This is a genomic window from Candidatus Sulfotelmatobacter sp. (assembly GCA_036500765.1).
Classification (GTDB): domain Bacteria; phylum Acidobacteriota; class Terriglobia; order Terriglobales; family Acidobacteriaceae; genus Sulfotelmatobacter.
Genome location: DASYBM010000017.1, coordinates 267,079 through 286,511, shown reverse-complemented (window position 1 = coordinate 286,511; position 19,433 = coordinate 267,079). Strand labels below are relative to the sequence as shown.

At 58.7% G+C, this 19,433-nt stretch carries 16 protein-coding genes and 1 riboswitch; of the genes, 10 read left to right on the top strand and 6 right to left on the bottom strand.

Annotated features, from left to right (window positions below):
- The first annotated feature begins 19 nt into the window (after nt 1-19).
- Both glmM and VGM18_21630 read left to right on the top strand, forming a co-directional pair.
- Complete coding sequence (gene glmM / locus VGM18_21635) at nt 20-1,393, top strand: phosphoglucosamine mutase (GenBank protein HEY3975616.1); 1,374 nt, start codon at nt 20-22, stop codon at nt 1,391-1,393.
- 9 nt (nt 1,394-1,402) lie between these two features.
- The gene (locus VGM18_21630; protein ID HEY3975615.1) at nt 1,403-1,993 is read left to right on the top strand and encodes a hypothetical protein; all 591 of its coding nucleotides are present in this window, start codon (nt 1,403-1,405) and stop codon (nt 1,991-1,993) included.
- 36 nt (nt 1,994-2,029) lie between these two features.
- Here the strand turns inward: VGM18_21630 and VGM18_21625 are convergent, their stop codons facing one another.
- Together VGM18_21625 and VGM18_21620 are read right to left on the bottom strand one after the other, a co-directional pair.
- Complete coding sequence (locus VGM18_21625) at nt 2,030-4,621, bottom strand: VacB/RNase II family 3'-5' exoribonuclease (protein HEY3975614.1); 2,592 nt, start codon at nt 4,619-4,621, stop codon at nt 2,030-2,032.
- A 202-nt stretch (nt 4,622-4,823) separates the two neighbouring features.
- Nucleotides 4,824-5,372, bottom strand: a complete 549-nt coding sequence (locus VGM18_21620) for a DinB family protein (protein ID HEY3975613.1) — start codon at nt 5,370-5,372, stop codon at nt 4,824-4,826.
- 363 nt (nt 5,373-5,735) lie between these two features.
- Between VGM18_21620 and VGM18_21615 the strand changes: the two genes are divergently transcribed.
- From VGM18_21615 to VGM18_21600, 4 genes are all read left to right on the top strand, one after another.
- Nucleotides 5,736-6,272, top strand: a complete 537-nt coding sequence (locus VGM18_21615; protein HEY3975612.1) for a polymer-forming cytoskeletal protein — start codon at nt 5,736-5,738, stop codon at nt 6,270-6,272.
- A 263-nt stretch (nt 6,273-6,535) separates the two neighbouring features.
- The gene (locus VGM18_21610; protein ID HEY3975611.1) at nt 6,536-7,285 is read left to right on the top strand and encodes an NAD(P)-binding protein; all 750 of its coding nucleotides are present in this window, start codon (nt 6,536-6,538) and stop codon (nt 7,283-7,285) included.
- A 179-nt stretch (nt 7,286-7,464) separates the two neighbouring features.
- Entirely contained in the window at nt 7,465-8,190 is a 726-nt protein-coding gene (locus VGM18_21605) for a hypothetical protein (protein HEY3975610.1), read from the top strand.
- Entirely contained in the window at nt 8,183-8,563 is a 381-nt protein-coding gene (locus tag VGM18_21600) for a transcriptional regulator (GenBank protein HEY3975609.1), read from the top strand. Before VGM18_21605 ends, VGM18_21600 begins: the two co-directional genes overlap by 8 nt.
- Before the next feature lie 30 nt (nt 8,564-8,593).
- On the opposite strand, the gene VGM18_21595 is transcribed toward VGM18_21600, so the two are convergent.
- Together VGM18_21595 and queA are read right to left on the bottom strand one after the other, a co-directional pair.
- Complete coding sequence (locus VGM18_21595; protein HEY3975608.1) at nt 8,594-9,619, bottom strand: carboxypeptidase-like regulatory domain-containing protein; 1,026 nt, start codon at nt 9,617-9,619, stop codon at nt 8,594-8,596.
- Nucleotides 9,620-9,794: 175 nt separating this feature from the next.
- Complete coding sequence (queA, locus tag VGM18_21590; protein HEY3975607.1) at nt 9,795-10,964, bottom strand: tRNA preQ1(34) S-adenosylmethionine ribosyltransferase-isomerase QueA; 1,170 nt, start codon at nt 10,962-10,964, stop codon at nt 9,795-9,797.
- 266 nt (nt 10,965-11,230) lie between these two features.
- Here queA and VGM18_21585 point away from each other — a divergent pair, with 266 nt between their 5' ends.
- Nucleotides 11,231-11,923, top strand: a complete 693-nt coding sequence (locus VGM18_21585) for a class II aldolase/adducin family protein (GenBank protein HEY3975606.1) — start codon at nt 11,231-11,233, stop codon at nt 11,921-11,923.
- Nucleotides 11,924-12,072: 149 nt separating this feature from the next.
- Nucleotides 12,073-12,618 carry a hypothetical protein gene (locus tag VGM18_21580; protein HEY3975605.1) on the top strand — a complete coding sequence of 182 codons (546 nt, stop codon included), beginning with the start codon at nt 12,073-12,075 and terminating at the stop codon, nt 12,616-12,618.
- Between the two features lie 140 nt (nt 12,619-12,758).
- Here VGM18_21580 and VGM18_21575 read toward each other — a convergent pair whose 3' ends face one another.
- Nucleotides 12,759-15,023 (bottom strand): TonB-dependent receptor, encoded by a 2,265-nt coding sequence (locus VGM18_21575; protein HEY3975604.1) that lies wholly within the window; start codon nt 15,021-15,023, stop codon nt 12,759-12,761.
- Between the two features lie 24 nt (nt 15,024-15,047).
- A riboswitch (cobalamin riboswitch) is annotated at nt 15,048-15,246 on the bottom strand.
- A gap of 252 nt (nt 15,247-15,498) precedes the next feature.
- A complete protein-coding gene (locus VGM18_21570) occupies nt 15,499-15,711 on the bottom strand; it encodes a DUF2905 domain-containing protein (GenBank protein ID HEY3975603.1) in 213 nt (70 codons plus the stop codon).
- Between the two features lie 110 nt (nt 15,712-15,821).
- Here VGM18_21570 and VGM18_21565 point away from each other — a divergent pair, with 110 nt between their 5' ends.
- The gene (locus VGM18_21565) at nt 15,822-17,396 is read left to right on the top strand and encodes a pyrrolo-quinoline quinone (GenBank protein ID HEY3975602.1); all 1,575 of its coding nucleotides are present in this window, start codon (nt 15,822-15,824) and stop codon (nt 17,394-17,396) included.
- A 290-nt stretch (nt 17,397-17,686) separates the two neighbouring features.
- Nucleotides 17,687-19,282, top strand: coding sequence for a pyrrolo-quinoline quinone (locus VGM18_21560; GenBank protein HEY3975601.1), 1,596 nt, complete (start codon nt 17,687-17,689; stop codon nt 19,280-19,282).
- The last annotated feature ends 151 nt before the right edge of the window (nt 19,283-19,433 follow it).

Below are 19,433 nucleotides of genomic sequence, written 5' to 3'. Positions count from 1 at the left end.
TTCATTTGAAAGTCTTCTTATGACCCAACGGCAATTATTCGGCACCGACGGCATCCGCGCCATCGCGGGAGAATTCCCGCTCACCAAACAGAGCACTTACCTCATCGGCCGCGCCCTCGGCCACGACCTGCTGCGCACCACGCAGAAAGCCCAAGCCGTCATCGGCCAGGATACTCGCGAATCCAGCCGCTGGATCGCCGACCGCGTCGCCGAAGGTCTCGCGGCCGTCGGCGTTGAAGTCCACAGCGCCGGCGTCATCACCACTCCCGGCATCGCCTATCTCGCGCGCTCGCGAGGCATGTCCGCGGGCGTCGTCATCTCCGCCTCGCACAATCCCTGGACCGATAATGGCATCAAAGTTTTTTCCGGGGACGGCTTCAAACTCACCGACGCCCGCGAACTTGCCATCGAAAAAGAAATCTTCGCCCAACTCGAAAATAAATCCTCCGCCGACGATACCGCGCTCAAGATTCCCAAACCATCTCTTCCCGGCGAAGCCGAGTTGCGTCATGCCTATGTCCACTCGCTCACCGCCGGCGTCTCCTCCGATCTCGGCAAATTGCGCGTGCTCGTCGATTGCGCCAACGGCGCTGCCACAGCCGAAGCTCCGGAACTATTTCGCAACCTGAAAATTCAGGCGACCTTCATCCACGTCTCGCCCGACGGCAAGAACATCAATGAAGGCTGCGGCGCGCTGCACCCGGAAACGCTGGGGAAAATGGTTGCGGAATCACCCGGCAAATTCGATCTCGGCGTAACCTTCGACGGCGACGCCGACCGCGCCCTGTTCTGCGACGCCTCCGGCCGCGTGGTCAACGGCGACGGCGTACTCCTGGCCGCCGCTCGCGACTTGCACGCGCAAGGAAAGTTGAAGGCCGACACGGTGGTCTCCACAACGATGTCGAACATGGGCCTCGAGATCGCGCTGAAGAAATCGGGCATCCGCATGCTGCGCGCCAACGTCGGCGACAAATACGTCCTCGAAGAAATGCTGAAGACTGGCGCCACTCTTGGCGGCGAACAATCCGGCCACATCATCTTCCGCGACACCGATTCCACCACCGGCGACGGCCTGTTAACCGCTCTTCGCCTCATGGACATCGTCGTCCGCAGCGGAAAATCGCTGGCCGACCTGATCGCCGACCTGAAAGTCCTCCCCCAGAAAATTCAAAACATCCGCGTCCGCGAAAAAATCCCCTTCGCCCAAATCCCCGCCATCCAATCCGCCATCGAAGCCGCCGAGCGCGACCTCAACGGCAACGGCCGCGTAGTAGTACGCTACTCCGGCACCGAAGCGTTAGCACGGGTAATGGTTGAAGCCGAATCCGAAGAAAAAATGCGCGCGCTCACGGCCAACATCGCCGCCGAAATTCAAAAAGCCCTGGGAGCTTAGAGGCACACTATGTTTGACGACTTGATAATCGAGCGCGATCCACCGGACAAACGACACAGCAAGTGTGATGCGGCGATGGAAAGATACCTTCCCGAAGCCGCCGTAATGCTCGCATACGCCGAACATCTCCTGAGAACGCTACCTGGCGTGACAACCGTTGAAATACACCCTGACGGCGTGCACGGCAAACAATTCGAAATTGCGGCCTGGCTTTTGACCCATGGGTTTTCTCGTCGGGATGAACAGCTTGGCATAACGCTCTACAGAGGAACGTACGTACGCGGGCAACAAACGGTAGTCGTAGACCCTAGGCCAGGGCTGGGGGATGTTACAGCAAGCACAGAGGCGCTTACGGTCCTGGCGGAATGCAAAGGCGGAATTGTTAATACGTCACATGCTGGTCAGACATCGCGTCTGCGGAAGGGCCTCCTTGAAGCGATCGGCCAACTAATGCAGAAGCCAAAAGGCGGCCGCCAGGTGGCCGTGGTTCCTAATACAAAAACCACCCTCCGGCTCGCGACGGCGATGGCCGCAAGGGCCCATGATGCCGGCATTTACATTGCGTTAGTAGATGCACAAGGCCAAGTAACCGACATATAAGTCGTTTCGCTCGGGAAATTGTTCCCCGCCTTCGAGCTATTTCTGACTTCGCCGCTTCCCCTTCCGCACCACCTCTTCCTCGACCACCGCAAACTGAATCTTCTTCTCCACCGGATCGATCCGGTCGACCAGTACCCGAATCCTCTGCCCCAAGCTGTAAATTTTCCGCGACCGCTGCCCGATAATCTCCCGCGTATTCTCGTGATACGTGTATCGATCGTCGTTCAAAGTATTCAACGGCACCAGCCCCTCGACAAACAAATCCGTAAGCTCCACAAAAAATCCAAACTTGGTCACGCTCGTGATAAGCCCCTCAAACTCCTCGCCCACGCGATCCGCCATGAACTTAACTTTCTTCCCCTCCATCAACTCCCGCTCCGCATCCGCCGCCCGGCGCTCGTTTCGGCTCGATTCCTCCGCAATCTCATGCAGCTCCTCAATCCCAATCGGCCCACCCAACTCGCGTGGCACGGGCACTCCCGCCCGCATGCCGTCACCGCCGCCCAATCGCCGCTTCGACCAAGGCGAAGCCTTCTCATGAGACTCCGGGTGCCCCATTTCTCGCGTACTTTGCGAGAAAACCTGCCCTGAGCCTGTCGAAGGGTGGGGGTTTTGACGTAACACGCTCTTCAACACCCGATGCACAATCAAATCCGGATACCTCCGAATCGGCGACGTAAAATGCGTATACGAAGTCGCCGCCAGCGCAAAGTGCCCCAGATTTTCCTCCGAATATCGCGCCTGCTTCAGCGACCGCAGCATCAGATAACTCAGGATCCGCTCCTCCGGCTTGCCTGCAATTTTCTCCGTCAGCTTCTGATACATGCGCGGCGTGATGTGCACATCCTTCGGCACCTCAATCTCCCGCACCCGCTTGCCCGTCCCATAAGCCGCGCGCCGATCCGCCTTCATCTGCACCCGATGAATCGGCAGCGCCCCCACGCCCAGCGAATATCCAAACGTCGCCGCAATCACCTCGAAGTCGTATACGCGTTTCGCGTCCGGCTTTTCGTGAATGCGATACAACGACCCCACGCCCCGCGATTCCAAATGTTGCGCCACGCACTCATTCGCCGACAGCATAAATTCCTCGATCAACCGATTAGCGATGTTGCGTTCCGACCGCGTGATGCTCTTCATCAGCCCGTTCTCATCGAACTCGATCACCGGCTCCGGCAAATCAAAGTCGATTGACCCCCGCCGCTGCCGCTTGCGATTCAAAATCAGCGCCAGGTCGCGCATTAACTCAAACGTCGGAACCAACGGCGCATAGCGCTCGCGCGCCGCCGCATCGCCCTCGATCACCGCATTCACCAGCGTGTACGTCATCCGCTCCGCCGACCGGATCACGCCCTCCGACAACTCGTACCCCACAATTTCCCCGCGATGATCCATCTCCATCACGCACGACAGCACTAGCCGCTCCACCTGCGGCCGCAAACTGCAAATGTCAGTAGAAAGTTCCAAGGGAAGCATGGGAACCGCGCGGTCCGGAAAATAAACGCTGGTCCCGCGCAACCGCGCTTCCTGATCCAGCGCCGACCCCTCCGTCACATACTGCGCCACGTCGGCAATGTGTACGTGCAACTCAAAATTTCCATTCGGCAGCATGCGCACATGCACCGCATCATCAAAATCGCGTGCCGTTTCCCCATCGATCGTCACAATCGGCAGCCCGCGAAAATCCCGACGCCGCGCCACTTCCGCCGCTGGAATCACCGCCAGCGTATCCTGTGCCTCGCGCAGCGCCGCCTCGGGAAAATGATGCGGCAGGTGATATTTCCGGATCGTGATCTCCACATCGACTCCGAAATCATCCTCCCGCCCCAGAATCTCAATCACCCGCCCCCGCGGGTTCGAGGTAGGCGAAGGCCAATCCGTAATCTCTACATCGACGACCACGCCCTCCAAGTCGTCCCAGGAAGTCCGCCGCACCACCTCATCCCCCAACACCCGATCCACAGATTTCTTTCTCGCAGCCTTCGCAAGTCTACCCTCTTTCTGGTTGTCATCCCAAAGCCCCGCGTTTTTTCCAGCGGGGCGAGGGATCTCGGTCTTGTCTGCTCTATCCTCATGCGCCGCCTCCGGTCTTTCCATCCCCGCCGGAATCAAAATCTCCTGCGTAATCTTGCTGTCGATCGGCCGCACATATCCGCCGCGGCTCGCATAATGAAAAATCCCCACCACCGTCGGATGCGCCCGCCTCACCGGCCGCACAATCCGTCCCTCCGCCCGCCCATCCGGACGCACGTTCGCAACATCCACCAGCACCAGATCCCCGTGCATTGCGTTTCCAATCAAATGTGGAGGAATAAATATGTCGCCCGTAAGCCGCGCCTTGAGCGACGCGTTCAACGACTTCGCATCCGGAACCACAAATCCAAACCCGTCGCGATGCATCGACAGTCGTCCCGCTACCAAATTCTTGTCGGCCGCCGCCTGCGGCAATTCATAACGATCCGACTCAGCCTGAATCAAAGTCCCGCGCGTCACCATCTTCCGCAGGAGCAGATCCAGTTCCCGCCGCTCGTCCCCATGCAACCCCAACTCGCGCACGAGTTGCTTAAACCCCGCCGCCCGCTTAGTCTGTCGCGCAATATGTTTGAGGATGATGGATTCGGAGAGCATAAAGGCAGTCGTTGGTCGCTAGTCGTTGGTCGTTTGCCTTTCGACGACACCAGCCATCTCAACGTCCGAGCGACCAACGCGCGACTAGCGACAATTCTCTCACCTATCACGACTGCATTGACCAACGACTAACGACCAACGACTAACGACTAACGACTATGACACCCAGCTGTGTACATCCCTGGCGAGAACGCCTGAAGTATTACCGCCGAAAATACTTCTCCTCCAAGATCCTCAGATGATGCACTTCATGCCCCGCGATCGTGTACGCCAGTGCCCGTACCGTCACTTCATTCTTGTTCGCCACGCCGCGCCGCATCCACGCGGCCTCATCCAGATTCCGCAACAGCGTCAGCGTTGCCCGCCGCACCGCGATGTAATCCTCCACAATCTCCTCGAGCGATATCCGCGCAAACGGACCATTCTTCACATAATCGTCCTGCTCAAACCCTTCCATCGGCGTCTGGTCCCCCCGCGCAATCCGCAGCGCCCGATACGCAAAGATGCGCTCCGTGTCGCACACATGCCCCAGCACTTCCTTGGCGTTCCACTTTTCCGCCGCATAACGAAAATTTCCGTCATTCTCGTTGCGCCCCGATAGCAGCAACATCATCTGCCGCCTCTGCGCGTCCAGCGTACTCAGTATGTCGCTTCCCGCTACCAGCGAAATGTAGCGGTCATAATATGGCGCATACTCGCCCGGCTCCGGCCGCGCGATCGTCAATCCACTCACCACAGTTGGCTCTGACATAATTGGCTCCAGTATCGATCGAAATTTCCCGGACCCCACGTCTTCACAATTACAATTTAGACGCGCCCCTCACGTCTTCGATAATTCTTCGACTCTGACAGCATAACGCCCATCCCCACGAAAAGGGTACGGTCAAAAGCTATTTCCGGATTCCTTACATTGCAACGAGCAGAAATGATGCTGCCGAATCCCATCGCCCCTGCCCCGAATAAGTATTAAACGAGGTACCATCCGAGGAACTAAAGAGTGCAAATAAAGGCTTTTCCACAGCGCCCACTTTGAGACAGGGGAGTACAATCGCTTTTGGTCACCAAAGTGCGGCCAGTGACCCCTAATCCCAACTAGGAAAGGAACTTTTACCCCATGTGGAAGCCGACCAATCAGCCCCAGACTCCTGCTCGCCCCGCCGAGCCGGAGCGCCCCGTTTCGTCTACCCCCAGCGCGCCCGTTATGGCCGCCGCTGATCCCGTGCAGCCCCGGCCGGTCACCACTACCACTGCCGACCAAGCCACCATCGGCAAGTCCCTCGTCATCAAAGGCGAAGTCACCGGCTCCGAGTCGCTTTACATTGACGGTCGCGTGGAGGGTTCCATTAACCTGGCAGGCAACCGCGTCACCGTCGGACGCAATGGCGTCGTCGCCGCCAACATCAACGCCCGCGAAATCGTTGTGTTGGGCAAAGTCCGCGGCAATCTCACCGCCAGCGATCGCGTCGATATTCGCAGCGACGGCTCCCTCACCGGCGACGTCATCGCCGCCAGAATTTCCATCGAAGACGGCGCATTTTTTAAGGGCGGCATCGACATCCGCAAAGGCGGACAGCCCGGTCAGCCCAAGCCCAACGGCGAGGACAAGTCAATCCCAGCCCCCGAGTCCGCGGCGGTCGGCGCCCGCGCGTAAAGCTTCGGAGGCCGCAAGGGTGGCCGGTTTTCGGCCCTCACGGGGTGCCGTGGAAAGGGTACTGTGGAAGAGCGGCCCTTTAGGGCCGCGCACGCGCCTTACATGATTATCGGATTCAGCCGCTGAACGGGCATCCGAGCCAGGATGCCCGCAGTGCGCCACTCGTTTCCTGCCGCCGCTAAACTTGAATTTTTCATGCATAATCTCCCAGACAATTGGATATACTAGCTCTCCCGACCGACCGGTCGGTTTGACGAGCTGACATGCTCCGCGTCCTCCTCATCTTCGCCAAGCGCCTTTGGCTGCCACTCCTGGTCCTGGCCGCCTTCCTCGGCGTGTGTGTCGTCTTCTACGTCCGCGTCGAAGGCCTGCGCCCGCTCGATGCCCTCTTCTGGGTTATTCATCCCCATGCCATCGAGTTCCGAGCCGTCCACCGCGCCACCAAGATTTTCTCTTTATTCGTCTATGCCGGCGTTTTCGCGCTCCAGATCTGGATCGCCGAGCGCGTCCTGCTCACCATTTTCAGCCGTCATGGCGTGGAGGCCTGGAGAACCATGATCAACGAAGTTAACATCGACCGGCTGCAAGACCACTTCATCATCTGCGGCTACGGCCAGGTCGGCCGCACCGTCGTCGACCAACTCCAGCGCCTCGAAATCCCCTTCGTCCTGATCGAGACCAACGAAGGCCTCTACCGCGAACTCCTCAACGACCGCATCCCCGTCATTCAGGGCGACGCCAAACGACACGACGTCCTGCTCCAGGCCGGACTCAACCGCGCCCGCGGCATCTGCATCGTCATCGATAACGACGCCGACAATCTCTACATCACCGTCACCGCCCGCTCCCTCAATCCCAAAATCAAAATCATCACCCGCGCCGGCCAGCAGCGCTACGCCAACGCCATCCGCAGCTCCGGCGCCGACGAAGTCATCATCCCCGAATACGAAGGCGGCCTGATGACCGGCCGCATGATCCAAAAGTTCTACCCGATCCCGCTCGCCATCAAATGAGTTTTCAAACTTGAGAAAGTGAGCTTACGGACATTGTCATCCTGAACGGAGCCGCCCTTCAGGCGAAGTGAAGGATCTCCATCTCCTCCGGCCTGTCCGTGCATCGATTGAAGTCGCCAATCTCAAACGGTCGAATAAGAGCTCGCGCTTACGGTATAGTTTATGCTATAGACCAGTCTATGGATGCGCTAGGTGAAGCCGGAGACGCGAAACTCGATCCCCAACGGCTACGCTACGTCACCGAGAACTTCCACGCGCTGCAGGGCCTAACCTCTGTTGCGCTTGGCATACTCGTGCTTCGGATTGAAACTGCAAGTCTCTTCGCTAGGAACACACATTATCGCTGGCTGTCGATTGTTGTGATTCTGGCCTACGCCGCCTCAATTCGTTTCATCCCCAAATACTATGAGCACCGATTTGGCTGGATAAAACCTGGATCAGCCAAAATGAGCAATACGGGAGTCATGATATGTGTCTGCATCTGGCTAGCCCTTTTTATCTTCGGCCGCCAGATCGCAAACTACGGTGATCCAGTCCTTGCAAATCTCAATAACCAATTGCATGCCATCATCTCTGACCCAGATCACCGTGTTAACTTTTGGCCAACTGCGTTCTGGTGCTTCTTGTTGTTTGTAGACATAGAGCGCAGCCTGCGAGGCAGGTTGGTGGCTCGAAGCCAGATATCCTTCTCCTTCGTCGTTGCCCTCGCCAGCGCCGTTGTCTGCTTCTATCCGCTCCATCACCGCGAGATCATGCAACTCATGGTCTGGAAGTTTCTGAATGCCGGCTGGTTCGGCATTACTCTAATAGCCAGGGGCCTGCTCGACCACCTGACTCTCGTGCATCTAATGCCCAAGAGAGCGCAGGAAGAGAATGAATTTCCGATGGAATCCGCCCATGACTGACGACCCACTCTCCCTCCCCAACCGCCTGGTCCACGAACCCGCCCGCCTGGCGATCCTCACAATCCTCTCGTCTTGCTCCTCCGCCGATTTCGTCTTCCTGCAAAACGCCACCGGCCTGAGCAAGGGAAATCTATCCGTCCAACTCACCAACCTCGAAGAAGCCGGTCTGGTCATCATCACCAAAGAAATCATCGACAAAAAGATGCGCACCACCGTCAGCCTCTCCAAACTTGGCCGGTCCGAAATCGACGAATACTGGAAAACGATGGACGCAATTCGCGCCCGTATGGCCGGAGCGGAAGAACATCGGCGGCCGCGCAGAAGGCCCGCCCTGCCACTTCCTGCAAGGTTCTCTCCCGTTTCGACAAATTAGAATTTAGAATGCAGAAGGACCGTTCGCCCATCACGGCTTGTTCAAATCCCGCTTCGGCGTCAACTTCCGAATCACAAATTCCTGCATCAGATTAGTAACCGCGCCCGAGCCCAGTGCGAGCCCGGCGTTTTCAAAAGTGAGTCCCAAGCCGTCGCGATCCTGCGCCGGATAGTAGATATTCGAAATCCCGCCCGCCGCCAGGCTTCCCAGCACATTCGAATAATTCGGCTGCCAGCGCCCGTTGTCGCCCTTGCAAACAAACGCACTCGCAAGCGCATACAGAAATCGCGAGCTTTTGCTGCCTGTTCCCTTATAGAAATACCGCGGATCCTGCTTCAGCAGCGACGGCAGTATCGCTCCTCCTACAAATGTTCCGGCGACCGCATCGGCGTAGTTCGCGCCGAACCGCTTCCCATAACCCTCCGCGCCCTGCCCATAACCTTCGAAGTGGTCTTGCGCCTGCTGCACTCCCGCCGCGCCGCCCACCATCAGGAGCGTCACCGGATCGATCACCGTTTTCCACGCGAGCTTGAATTTTTGTTGGGAAGTGAGCGCAACCGTGTCCGGCGCGTAGCTGACATAAAAATTAGGAATCGCGCCGAAAATTCGCTGATGCTCTTCCACCTTGAGTTGCTCTTCCGCAATTTCTACGCGCGGAATTCCAACCTGCACCTCAGTAATATTCTCGGCCACCGCCAGCGCCAGCAGCGGAACTGTTTGCGTTTCGCCGGCAGGCAGCTCTCCTGAATATGTTTGCGTCGCAAAGCCCGGGGCGCGAATCGTCAGCAGAAAAGCTCCAGGCACAACGCCGGCAAAGCTAAATCCCCCACCCGCGTCCGATATCACCTCTCGCCGTGCAGTTTGATCTTCGCGCGTCAGCGCCACCCGCGCCCCGCTCACCACCGCCCCACTCTGGTCCACAATCGTCCCGTGGATGCTGCCTGCCGTGGCCGGCGCGGCACCCAGCGACGCTGCCTGTCCGAAGCAGAACGTCTTCAGAGCGACGAACGCGAACACGAATAAGATGATCTCCCTGGACTTGAGCCGGACCGCCATGAATGACTTAACTGATCCTCTCCCATGTAAGGTGGGTGCCCACATAGTTGGGTGCCCCATTTCTCGCGTCTTTTGCGAGACATGGGAATTTTGCGGCGCATCCGGTGGTTGTCTTCATTGCACTTTCGAAACGCTCCCCAGAAACTCTGATGCTCGCCCGAGGCAGCCGGTTATCCTATTCCACCAACATGCAATCCCCATACGAATAAAATCGATACCGTTGCGCCACCGCATGCTCGTACGCGCCCATCACATTCTCTTTCCCACCGAGCCCGCACACTAGCATGAGCAGCGTCGACTGCGGTAAATGAAAATTCGTCAGCAGCGCCCCCACCACCCGAAAGGAATACCCCGGATAAATAAATAAATTCGCCTCACCCGTCCCCGGCCGCACCTCGCCTGTATGCTGTGCAGGAAATGTCGCGGCAAATTCCAGCGTCCGCACCGTCGTTGTCCCTACCGCCACCACCCGCCGACCTTCTCTCCGCGCCCGATTGATGCGCGCCGCCGCTTCCGCGGAAATCGAATAATTCTCCGCGTGCAATCGATGTTCCTCCACTCGCTCGGTCCTTACCGGCTGAAACGTCCCCAAGCCAACGTGCAGCGTAACCTCCGCAGTCTCAATCCCCCGCTCCCCTATGCGCCCCAAAATCTCCGGCGTAAAATGCAGTCCCGCCGTCGGTGCCGCCACCGATCCCCGCTCCCGCGCATACACCGTCTGATATCTCTCGCGATCTCCCGCCGACTCCTCCCGCGCAATATAAGGCGGCAAAGGCACATGCCCAATCCTCTCCACGATTCGAAAAAAATCATCCGTGGGATCGTGTGCCGGATCTCCAGAATGCTCACGTGACGACAAACGCATTCGTCCGTCGCCCGGCACCACCGCAAACCGAATCCTCCTCTCCCCAAACTCCCCCCGCCCAATCACCTCTCCCCGCAACTCATCCTGCTCGCCAAAAAAAAGCCGCTCGCCCACCCCAATCTTCCGCCCTGGACGCACCAAACACTCCCATTCGTTGGGTTGCCGCTGCACTTGTTTTGTCAGCAGAACTTCAATCCGCCCCCGCAAGAATTCCAGCGCCGCGGGATTCCGCGGGCTCACCGCCTGCGCCCGAATCCCGCCCCGGCGTCCATAGAGCCGCGCCGGAAACACCCGCGTGTTGTTAAACACAACCAGATCGCTGGCCCGCAGCAACTCCGGAAATTCACGAAACTTTCGATCGCCAAAAACGCCCGCTCGCTCCGCCGTCACATGCAACAACCGCGCCCCCGCCCGGTCCGTCAGCGGTTCCTGCGCAATCAACTCTTCCGGCAGTTTGTAATCGAAATCCGAAACCAGCACGCGTCTAGCTTACCGCAGCGTCCCACGACGACTCGTATCAGGGCACGCATTCATGCGTGCCATTCGTGCCGCCAGTGATTTCGCCTTCAGGCGCAGGCTTTTCGGATTTACCCTGCGCAACTCCGTGTTCTCTGTGGTGAAAGGGCTTACGACCGCTGAGTGTGCACATTTTTTAACTAAATTTTGGTTTGTCTCCTTTGCGACCTGCTGGTACTATGCCAGTGCCAGATCGCGGTCTGCATTTATCATCTCCCCTAAGGGTAACCATGGCGACGGAACGCACGCACAGGGAAGAAATCGTCCATTACGGACGCATGTTGCACGACCGGGGATTCGTAGCTGCCTGCGACGGCAACCTCTCCATCCGCCTCGACCAGGATCGCATCCTGGTCACTCCCACCGGCGTCAGCAAGGGCGCCATGGCCGCCTCCGACATGGTCATTGTTAATCTCGATGGCCGCAAGGTCGCCGGACGTCGCAGTGTCACCAGCGAAATCGGCATGCATCTGCTCATCTATCGCATGCGCCCAGATGTAAAGGCCATCTGCCACGCTCATCCGCCCACCGCCACCGGCTTCGCCGCCGCCGGCGTCCCGCTCACCGAGCCGTTAGTCTGCGAAGTCGTCATGGGCCTGGGATGCATCCCTCTCGCTCGCTACGGCACCCCCGGCACCTCCGAACTCGCCGACACCCTCGAGCCCTACGTCCCCAGCTATGACGCCATCCTCATGTCGAACCACGGCGTAGTCTCCTATGGCGACACTCTCGAACACGCCTACATGAAGATGGAAACCGTCGAGCACTTCGCCCAGATCGCCCTGGTGACGCACCTGCTCGGCCGCCAGCAGCCATTAAAAGAAGTCGACATCGAAAAACTCCTCCTCGCCCGCACCAAATACTTCGGCGCCAAAATAGCCGCCGCCATGCCGTTTCCCCGCTCCCCGCAAAAAGTCGGCTGAACCATCGGGAAATTCGCATGCGCAGGTGTCCCTTTGGTCACCTCGCGGTGATGCCTTTGGCTTGCCGTGAATTGCACCTTTGAGACACGACAGAGTGCCTCCCCCTGAGTTCTCCTTATAGAGACCGGAATGCAACCGCAGGAGGGCTTATGCATCGAATGTTGCCGGAAAGCATCATCATCGCTGTACTGCTGAGCGCCGTCGCTTTTGCGCAGTCCTCAGGACAGTCGCTGGCCGACGCCGCGCGCGCGAACCAGGCCAAACAACAGGCTCAGGAAGCGTCCGGGACCAGGCCCAGGGTGATTAGCAATCAGGACCTGCCCGCGCCTACGCCTGGAATCCCCCAATCCAACGCTTCAGATCCCATGACCACCGTGTCCGGAGTGAATCGCACGAACCATGATCCCGAGCAGCGCCCCAGCAACCGATTTCCGATCGACCAGCGCGCAGGTCAGCAATGGAGAGAGCGCATTCACGACCAGGAAAATCGGATCGCCGACCTCCAGGCGCGCATCGACCGCGTGAACTCCTCTACTCGCGCCTCGGTCGGCACCGCCCAGTACGAAACACCGGTGAATCGCTATCAGGCAGTTCAGTCGGAGCGTCTAGGAATGATGCGCGAAATGCTCGATCAACAAAAACGAAGACTAGAGATGATGCAAGACGCATCCCGTCACGCCGGCATGAACCAGTAGGTTAAAGATTCAGTATGGAATCAATGAATGCGGCGTCGCCGACATGTTCGATGAACGCATCCGGGTGCCCCATTTCTCGCGCACTCTTTGCGCGAGAAGTGGGGATTTCTAGCTCCGATTAACTGTCCAGCTGTCGCTGCCTATTCCCCTCCGACCCTAAACCGCACTCCCGCCCGAAAATTCACCGGTAGCGCCGGATACCCGACCACCTCGTTATACCGTCGGTCCAGCGCGTTCTCGACATTCGCATACACTGTCACCCGCGGCCAGAGCGCGTACCATCCACCCAGATCCGCCCGCACATACCCCGCCGCATGATCGATCCCAAACCCATAAAAATCCGAGTCCGGACGCCGCCCCACAAAACTCCCGCCCACATTCCCGCCCCACCGCGATCCCAAATACGACAGCAGCAAAGTCGCCGAGTGCTTCGGCCGCCGCAGCAGCGGCATGCCTACGTCATACAAAGAATTAATCGGCGCAGGATTATCCAAAATCTGCGTCGACGTATACGTATACGCTCCGCTCAGCAGCAGCCGCGACCGCAGCTTCGCCTGCACCTCCGCCTCCGCTCCCTGCGCGAACGACTCATTCACATTCACATACTGCCCCACAAAATTATGCGGATCGATCTCCACATAATTGATCTGGTCGTGAAACAAATTATTAAAATACGTTCCATTCAAAACAAATTTCCCTTGGTAAAAATTCTGCTGAATGCCCGCTTCAAACGACCGCGACCGCTCCGGCTTCAGTCCCGTATTCGGAATGTCATAAGGATCGGGCGGAATTCCATTAAACGTCTCTTCAAGCCGCGGCTCTTTGAATCCGGTCGCATAAGAAAATCGCAATCGCGTCCCGGAAAAAATGTCTCCCCCGCGCAGCGCCTGCCACATGAGCGCAACGCGCGGCAATCCCGTATTGCCAAATGCGCTGCTATGCGCCAGCCGCCCGCCCGCAATCACCGTCAATCGCCCCAGCGTTAACTGCTGTTGCGCGTACACGTCGTTATTCAGGCGCTGCCCATGATTTTGCGGCCCGTAGATCACATCTCCCACAAACCCATTCTCATTTTCGACGCGATATCCAAACGTCATATGCGCCCACGTCCGCTCCGAGTAATCCCCCTGATACTCAAATCCGCCGCGGTTGATGTGATCAATCGTCTGCGCCGCAAAATCAATCGGATCCCCGTACGGATCCACCCGCGCCGCATCGCCCGGATTCAATTCGTAATAGCGATACACATAATCGAAGCCAGTGAACCGGTGTTGCCATCCACTCGGCGCAGCCACCGTCAGTTCCACACTGCCCAGCAAATTATTCAGCTGCGACCAGTCGCTCGGATTCGGCTGCAACGGCACCAGGGGCGCAGTCGGCCCGTTCGCCGGCACCAGCGGATCATACCCATTAAAGCTCCACTCCCCCGGCAGCCCCGTATGCGTATTCGAGTGCCGCACCCTCACCCGCAGTGCCGCCTTGTCCCCCAGCGCCACGCCCACATTCGCGCCCTCCAGCGAATCGGAATATGCGTCATTCACGCCCGATCCCCCGGTATTAAACTGATCCCCGAAAAAGTTGTAGTCGAAGGGCCCGCGCGCCCCCGCCAACGATGCATATCCATGCGAGCTGCTTAAATTTCCGCCATCTGCGCCCAACCGAAATTCCGGAACCCGCGTGCTCCCCGCCCGCGTCCACACCTGCACAACGCTGGTCATCGCATCCGATCCGTATAACGTACTCTGCGCCCCCCGTACGAATTCCATCCGATCGCCCTGCGCCAGCGACAGCGTTCCAAAATCAAACGTCCCTCCCGGCTCATTCACCGTGACGCCATCGACAATTACCTTGTTGTAATTCGACTCGCCGCCGCGCACGAACAACGACGACAATCCTCCGCGCTGCCCCGCCGTATTCACCACTGCCCCCGGCAGAAAGCGCAGCGCATCGTTCGCCGCCAGCGGCTGCATCGTCGTTAACTGTGCGCCATTCAGCGTCGCAACGTCCGCCCCAGCCGCTTCGCCCGCCACCGGATTCCGCGTCGCACTCACCACCACCGTCTCCGCAGCCGTCGCCAGTCGCAGCGTCACCGTAATGTCCGCCGCAGAACCAATCTCGACCGTCTCCGCCGCAAACCCCGGTGCCAGCACCTGCACCTCATACCGTTGGCCAAACGCCGCGCCGAACGACGCGATCCCTTCTCCCCCTGTAGTCTGCGTCTTCAGAACTCGCCCTCCACCCAGCAGCGACACCTGAGCCCCTGCCACCGCCGCCCCCCGCGGATCCACAACCTTCACCTTCACATCGGCATTGGAATCGGCCGCAGCCGCAGCGTAGGGGAAACCCAAAGAAAAAGCCAACCAGAAAGAAAGAACCACCAGAAAAACGCCAGCAGACACGCGCATACTTCCTCCTTCACTCGCGAAAGGGGTTGAGTAAACGGATCGCGCCGGTCTCCTGGCTTCGCGAGTAAGGATGCCTCTGCACCCACTGACGCCCTCGCCCTTCCCGGAATCACTTCCAGTGGGCGACGGCACTTTCCTCGCTTACAGTTGCGCGGCAGCGCGGGATTCTCACCCGCTTCCCTGTCTTCACCGAGCGGCAAAGACGCGCGTTCCGAACAGAATTACAAAGAACAAGACACCGAAAAAATCTAAAGGCTGCCCGCCCCGAAGTCAAATTGTGGTTTCGAATCGTGCGGTCCCACGGATGAGTTGTGACTCTGAAGTGTGCGGTCGACGGATGAGTTGTGGTTTTGAAGCGCGTAGTCCCACGAATGAGAGTGCCCACCGAAGCCAAAGTCGGATGCAGTCCAGATCTTCTTAGCGACCTTCGCGAATTCCTTCGCGTCCTTTGCGACAAGATCTTTTCCTCGACCCACTACCTCCTCCATCTCCCCACCACCCACAACAAAATCGTCAACACCACACTCACCACTACCGACGTCATCAACGGAAAATAAAATGTCGTATTCTTCCCCCGATACACAATGTCCCCCGGCAATCTCCCCAACGGCGACCGCACCGTCAGCAAAATCCCCGCCACGACCAACACCACTCCCATCACGATCAATCCTTTACCCAGTTCCGTCATCTCCGTGTACCTCCGAGTTTGAATCCCCCACAAAATTCTGGAAAACTATTTTCCGCCAACCGGTATCTAACCGAGCCGTTTCCCATCCACACGATCCCCAGGAGGTTTCCATGCCGCTCCCCCGCATTCTTCCACTTTCCGTCATCGTCTGCGCCCTCACCCTTCCCGCACTTTCGCAAGACGTCCTCACCTACCACGACAATAACCTCCGCAACGGCCTCAACAACAAAGAGACCATCCTCACGCCGACCAATGTCAACTCCGCCACCTTCGGCAAACTCTTCATCGCCGCCGCCGACGGCCTCGTCGATGCCGAGCCGCTTTACCTCTCGAACGTCTCCATCGCCGGCGTCACCCACAATCTCCTCATCGTCGCCTCCGAACACGACTCCGTCTACGCCTATGATGCCGATACCGGCGCCAGCCTCTGGCAAATCACCACTCTCAAATCCGGCGAAACCACCTCCGACAATCGCGGATGCTCCCAGGTCTCCCCCGAAATCGGCATCACCTCCACTCCCGTCATCCTTCGCCCGAAAACCGGCAACCCGGTCATCTACGTCGTCGCCATGTCGAAAGACACTTCCGGCAACTACCACCAGCGCCTCCACGCCCTCGACGCCACCACCGGCGCCGAGCTTCACAAGGGCCCCGTCGACATCGCCGCTCAATATCCTGGCACCGGCGACAACAGCTCCGGCGGCTTCGTCATTTTCGATCCCGCGCAATATAAAGAGCGCGCCGGACTTCTTGCCATCGGCAACACCATCTATCTCGCCTGGGCTTCGCACTGCGACTTCCGCCCCTACACCGGATGGATCATGGGCTACAACGGCACCACGCTCGCCCAGACCACAGTCCTCAACGTGACTCCCAACGGCAACGAAGGCGCGATCTGGAATTCCGGCGCCGGCATGGCCGCCGACAGCTCTGGCAACATCATCCTTCTCGACGCCAACGGAGTCTTCGACACTACTCTCACTTCCTCCGGTTTCCCCGACGAAGGCGACTTCGGCAACGCCTTCATCCACCTCACCACCAAAGGCGGACTCGCCGTCGCCGACTACTTCGAAATGGATAACGGCGTTTCGGAGAGTAACAGCGACACCGACCTCGGCTCCGGCGGAACTCTCTTGACCAATCAAAAAGACACCAGCGGCACGGTTTGGGATCTGGCCGTCGGCGCCGGCAAAGACAGCAATCTCTATGTCGTCAACCGCGCCAACATGGGCAAATTCAGCTCCACCAGCAACAACATTTATCAGGAACTCGCCGGCGCACTGCCCGGCGGAATCTGGTCCATGCCCGCCGCCTACGACAACAATCTCTATTACGGCCCGGTCGGCTCTCCCATCCTGAAATTTCAGTTCAAGAATGCCAGACTGCTCACCGCCGCCGTAGCGAAAACCTCCAACTCCTTCGGCTATCCCGGAGCCACTCCCAGCATCTCCGCCAACGCCGGTGCCAACGCTATCGTCTGGGCCTCCGAGAACACGAACCCAGCCGTCCTCCACGCCTACAATGCCAAGACTCTCGTTGAGCTCTACAACAGCAATCAGGCTTCCGGTAGCCGCGACCACTTCGGCGCCGGCAATAAATACATCACCCCCATGATCGCCAACGGCAAAGTCTACGTAGGAACAACAAATGGGGTCGGCGTCTTCGGCCTCCTCTCCGCGAAGTAAAAACCTCGGGACTTGTTTGACTCCCAAGAAGCGGGTGCCCCATTTCTCGCGCGTTCTGTGCACGAGAAGTGGGGACTTTGACTTGGAATCCGCCCGAAAAATAACCCGTGGGTGGCCCATCCTAACCGCGTTCTTTGCGGTTAGGGTGGGATATACGAATGCGGACGCCCGGAACCCTTAGATCCGTGCCGCCCTCCACAAATCCCCTGGAAACTCCCCTCAGAAACAGGTATCCTGAATCCGTTCGTTCCCCCGTACTACTCCCACCCGTCACCGCAGGAGGCCACCGTATGCCGTTCACCGCGCCGTCCGTATCTCGTATTCTATCGTCAATTGCGATTCTTTGCGTCCTCACCCTCCCGCTCCACGCCCAGGACTTCCTCACCTGGCACAACAACAACGCCCGCACCGGTTTCGACAGCAAAGAGACCATCCTGACCCTCGCCAACGTGAACTCCACCACCTTCGGCAAACTTTTCGTCGTCCCCGCCGACGGCCTCGTCGACGCCCAGCCGCTCTACCTCTCCAACGTTTCGATCTCCGGCGTAATTCACAATCTCCTCATCGTCGCCACCGAGCACGATTCCGTCTACGCCTATGACGCCGACACCGGAGCGAACCTCTGGCAGGTCACCACTCTCAAGTCCGGCGAGACCACTTCCGACCAACGCCACTGTCCCCAGGTCGAACCCGAAATTGGCATTACCTCCACCCCCGTCATCGCCCGGCCGAAAACCGGGGACCCTGTGATCTACGTCGTCGCCATGTCGAAGGACAGCTCCGCCAACTATCACCAGCGCCTGCACGCCCTCGATGCCGCCACCGGCGCCGAACGTTTCAACGGCCCCATCGACATTTCCGGCCAGTATCCCGGTACCGGCGACAACAGCTCCGGCGGATACGTCATCTTCGATCCCGCCCAATACAAAGAGCGCGCCGCCCTGCTCATGGTCGGCAACACCGTCTATCTCGCCTGGGCCTCGCACTGCGACTTCCGCCCCTATACCGGATGGATCATGGGCTACAACGCCACCACGCTCGCCCAAACCACCATCCTCAATCTCACCCCCAACGGTTCCCAGGGCGCGCTCTGGAACTCCGGCGCAGGCATGGCCGCCGACAACTCCGGCAACATCATCCTGCTCGACGCCAACGGGGTCTTCGACACCACCCTGACTTCTTCCGGCTTTCCTGACCAGGGCGACTACGGCAATGCCTTTCTTCGCCTCACCACCACCGGTGGACTCGCCGTCGCCGACTATTTCGAGATGTACAACCAGTCCTCCGAAAACAGCACCGACACCGACCTTGGCTCCGGCGGAGCTCTGCTCACCAGCCAAAAAGATTCCACCGGAAAAATCTGGCAACTCGCCGTCGGGGCCGGCAAAGACAGCAATCTCTATGTCGTCGATCGCACCAACATGGGCAAATTCAACTCGTCCAGCAACCATATCTATCAGGAACTCAAGAGCGCCCTCCGCGAAGGAGTCTGGTCCGCCCCGGCAGCCTTCAACAACCTGATCTACTACGGCCCGAAAAATGAAGCCATCCAGGCCTTCCAGTTCAGCAATGCAAAATTGAAATCCGCCGCCGTCGCCAAGACCGCCAACACCTTCGTCTACCCCGGCGCAACTCCCGCCATCACTTCCAACGGAAACCAGAACGCCATCCTCTGGGCCGCCGAAAACGTCAACCCCGCCGTCCTCCACGCCTACAACGCCAAGACTTTAGTCGAGCTTTACAACACCAACCAGGCTTCCGGTGGCCGCGACCAATTCGGCGCCGGCAACAAATACATCACCCCCATGATCGCCAACGGCAAAGTTTACGTCGGCACCACCACCGGAGTCGGCGTCTTCGGCCTGCTATCCGCTCCCGCGAAATAAGTAAAGTTAGGCAGAAGTGGATCTCGCAGAAATCGACGAATTCGTCATCGGCAAAATCCTTCAGGCCGAAAGATCGCGCTTGTCGTTTCGACAGGCGTTACGAAGTGGTCTCGCGTTCGGTTACATCTTGATCGCATTCTGACCGCGGTAA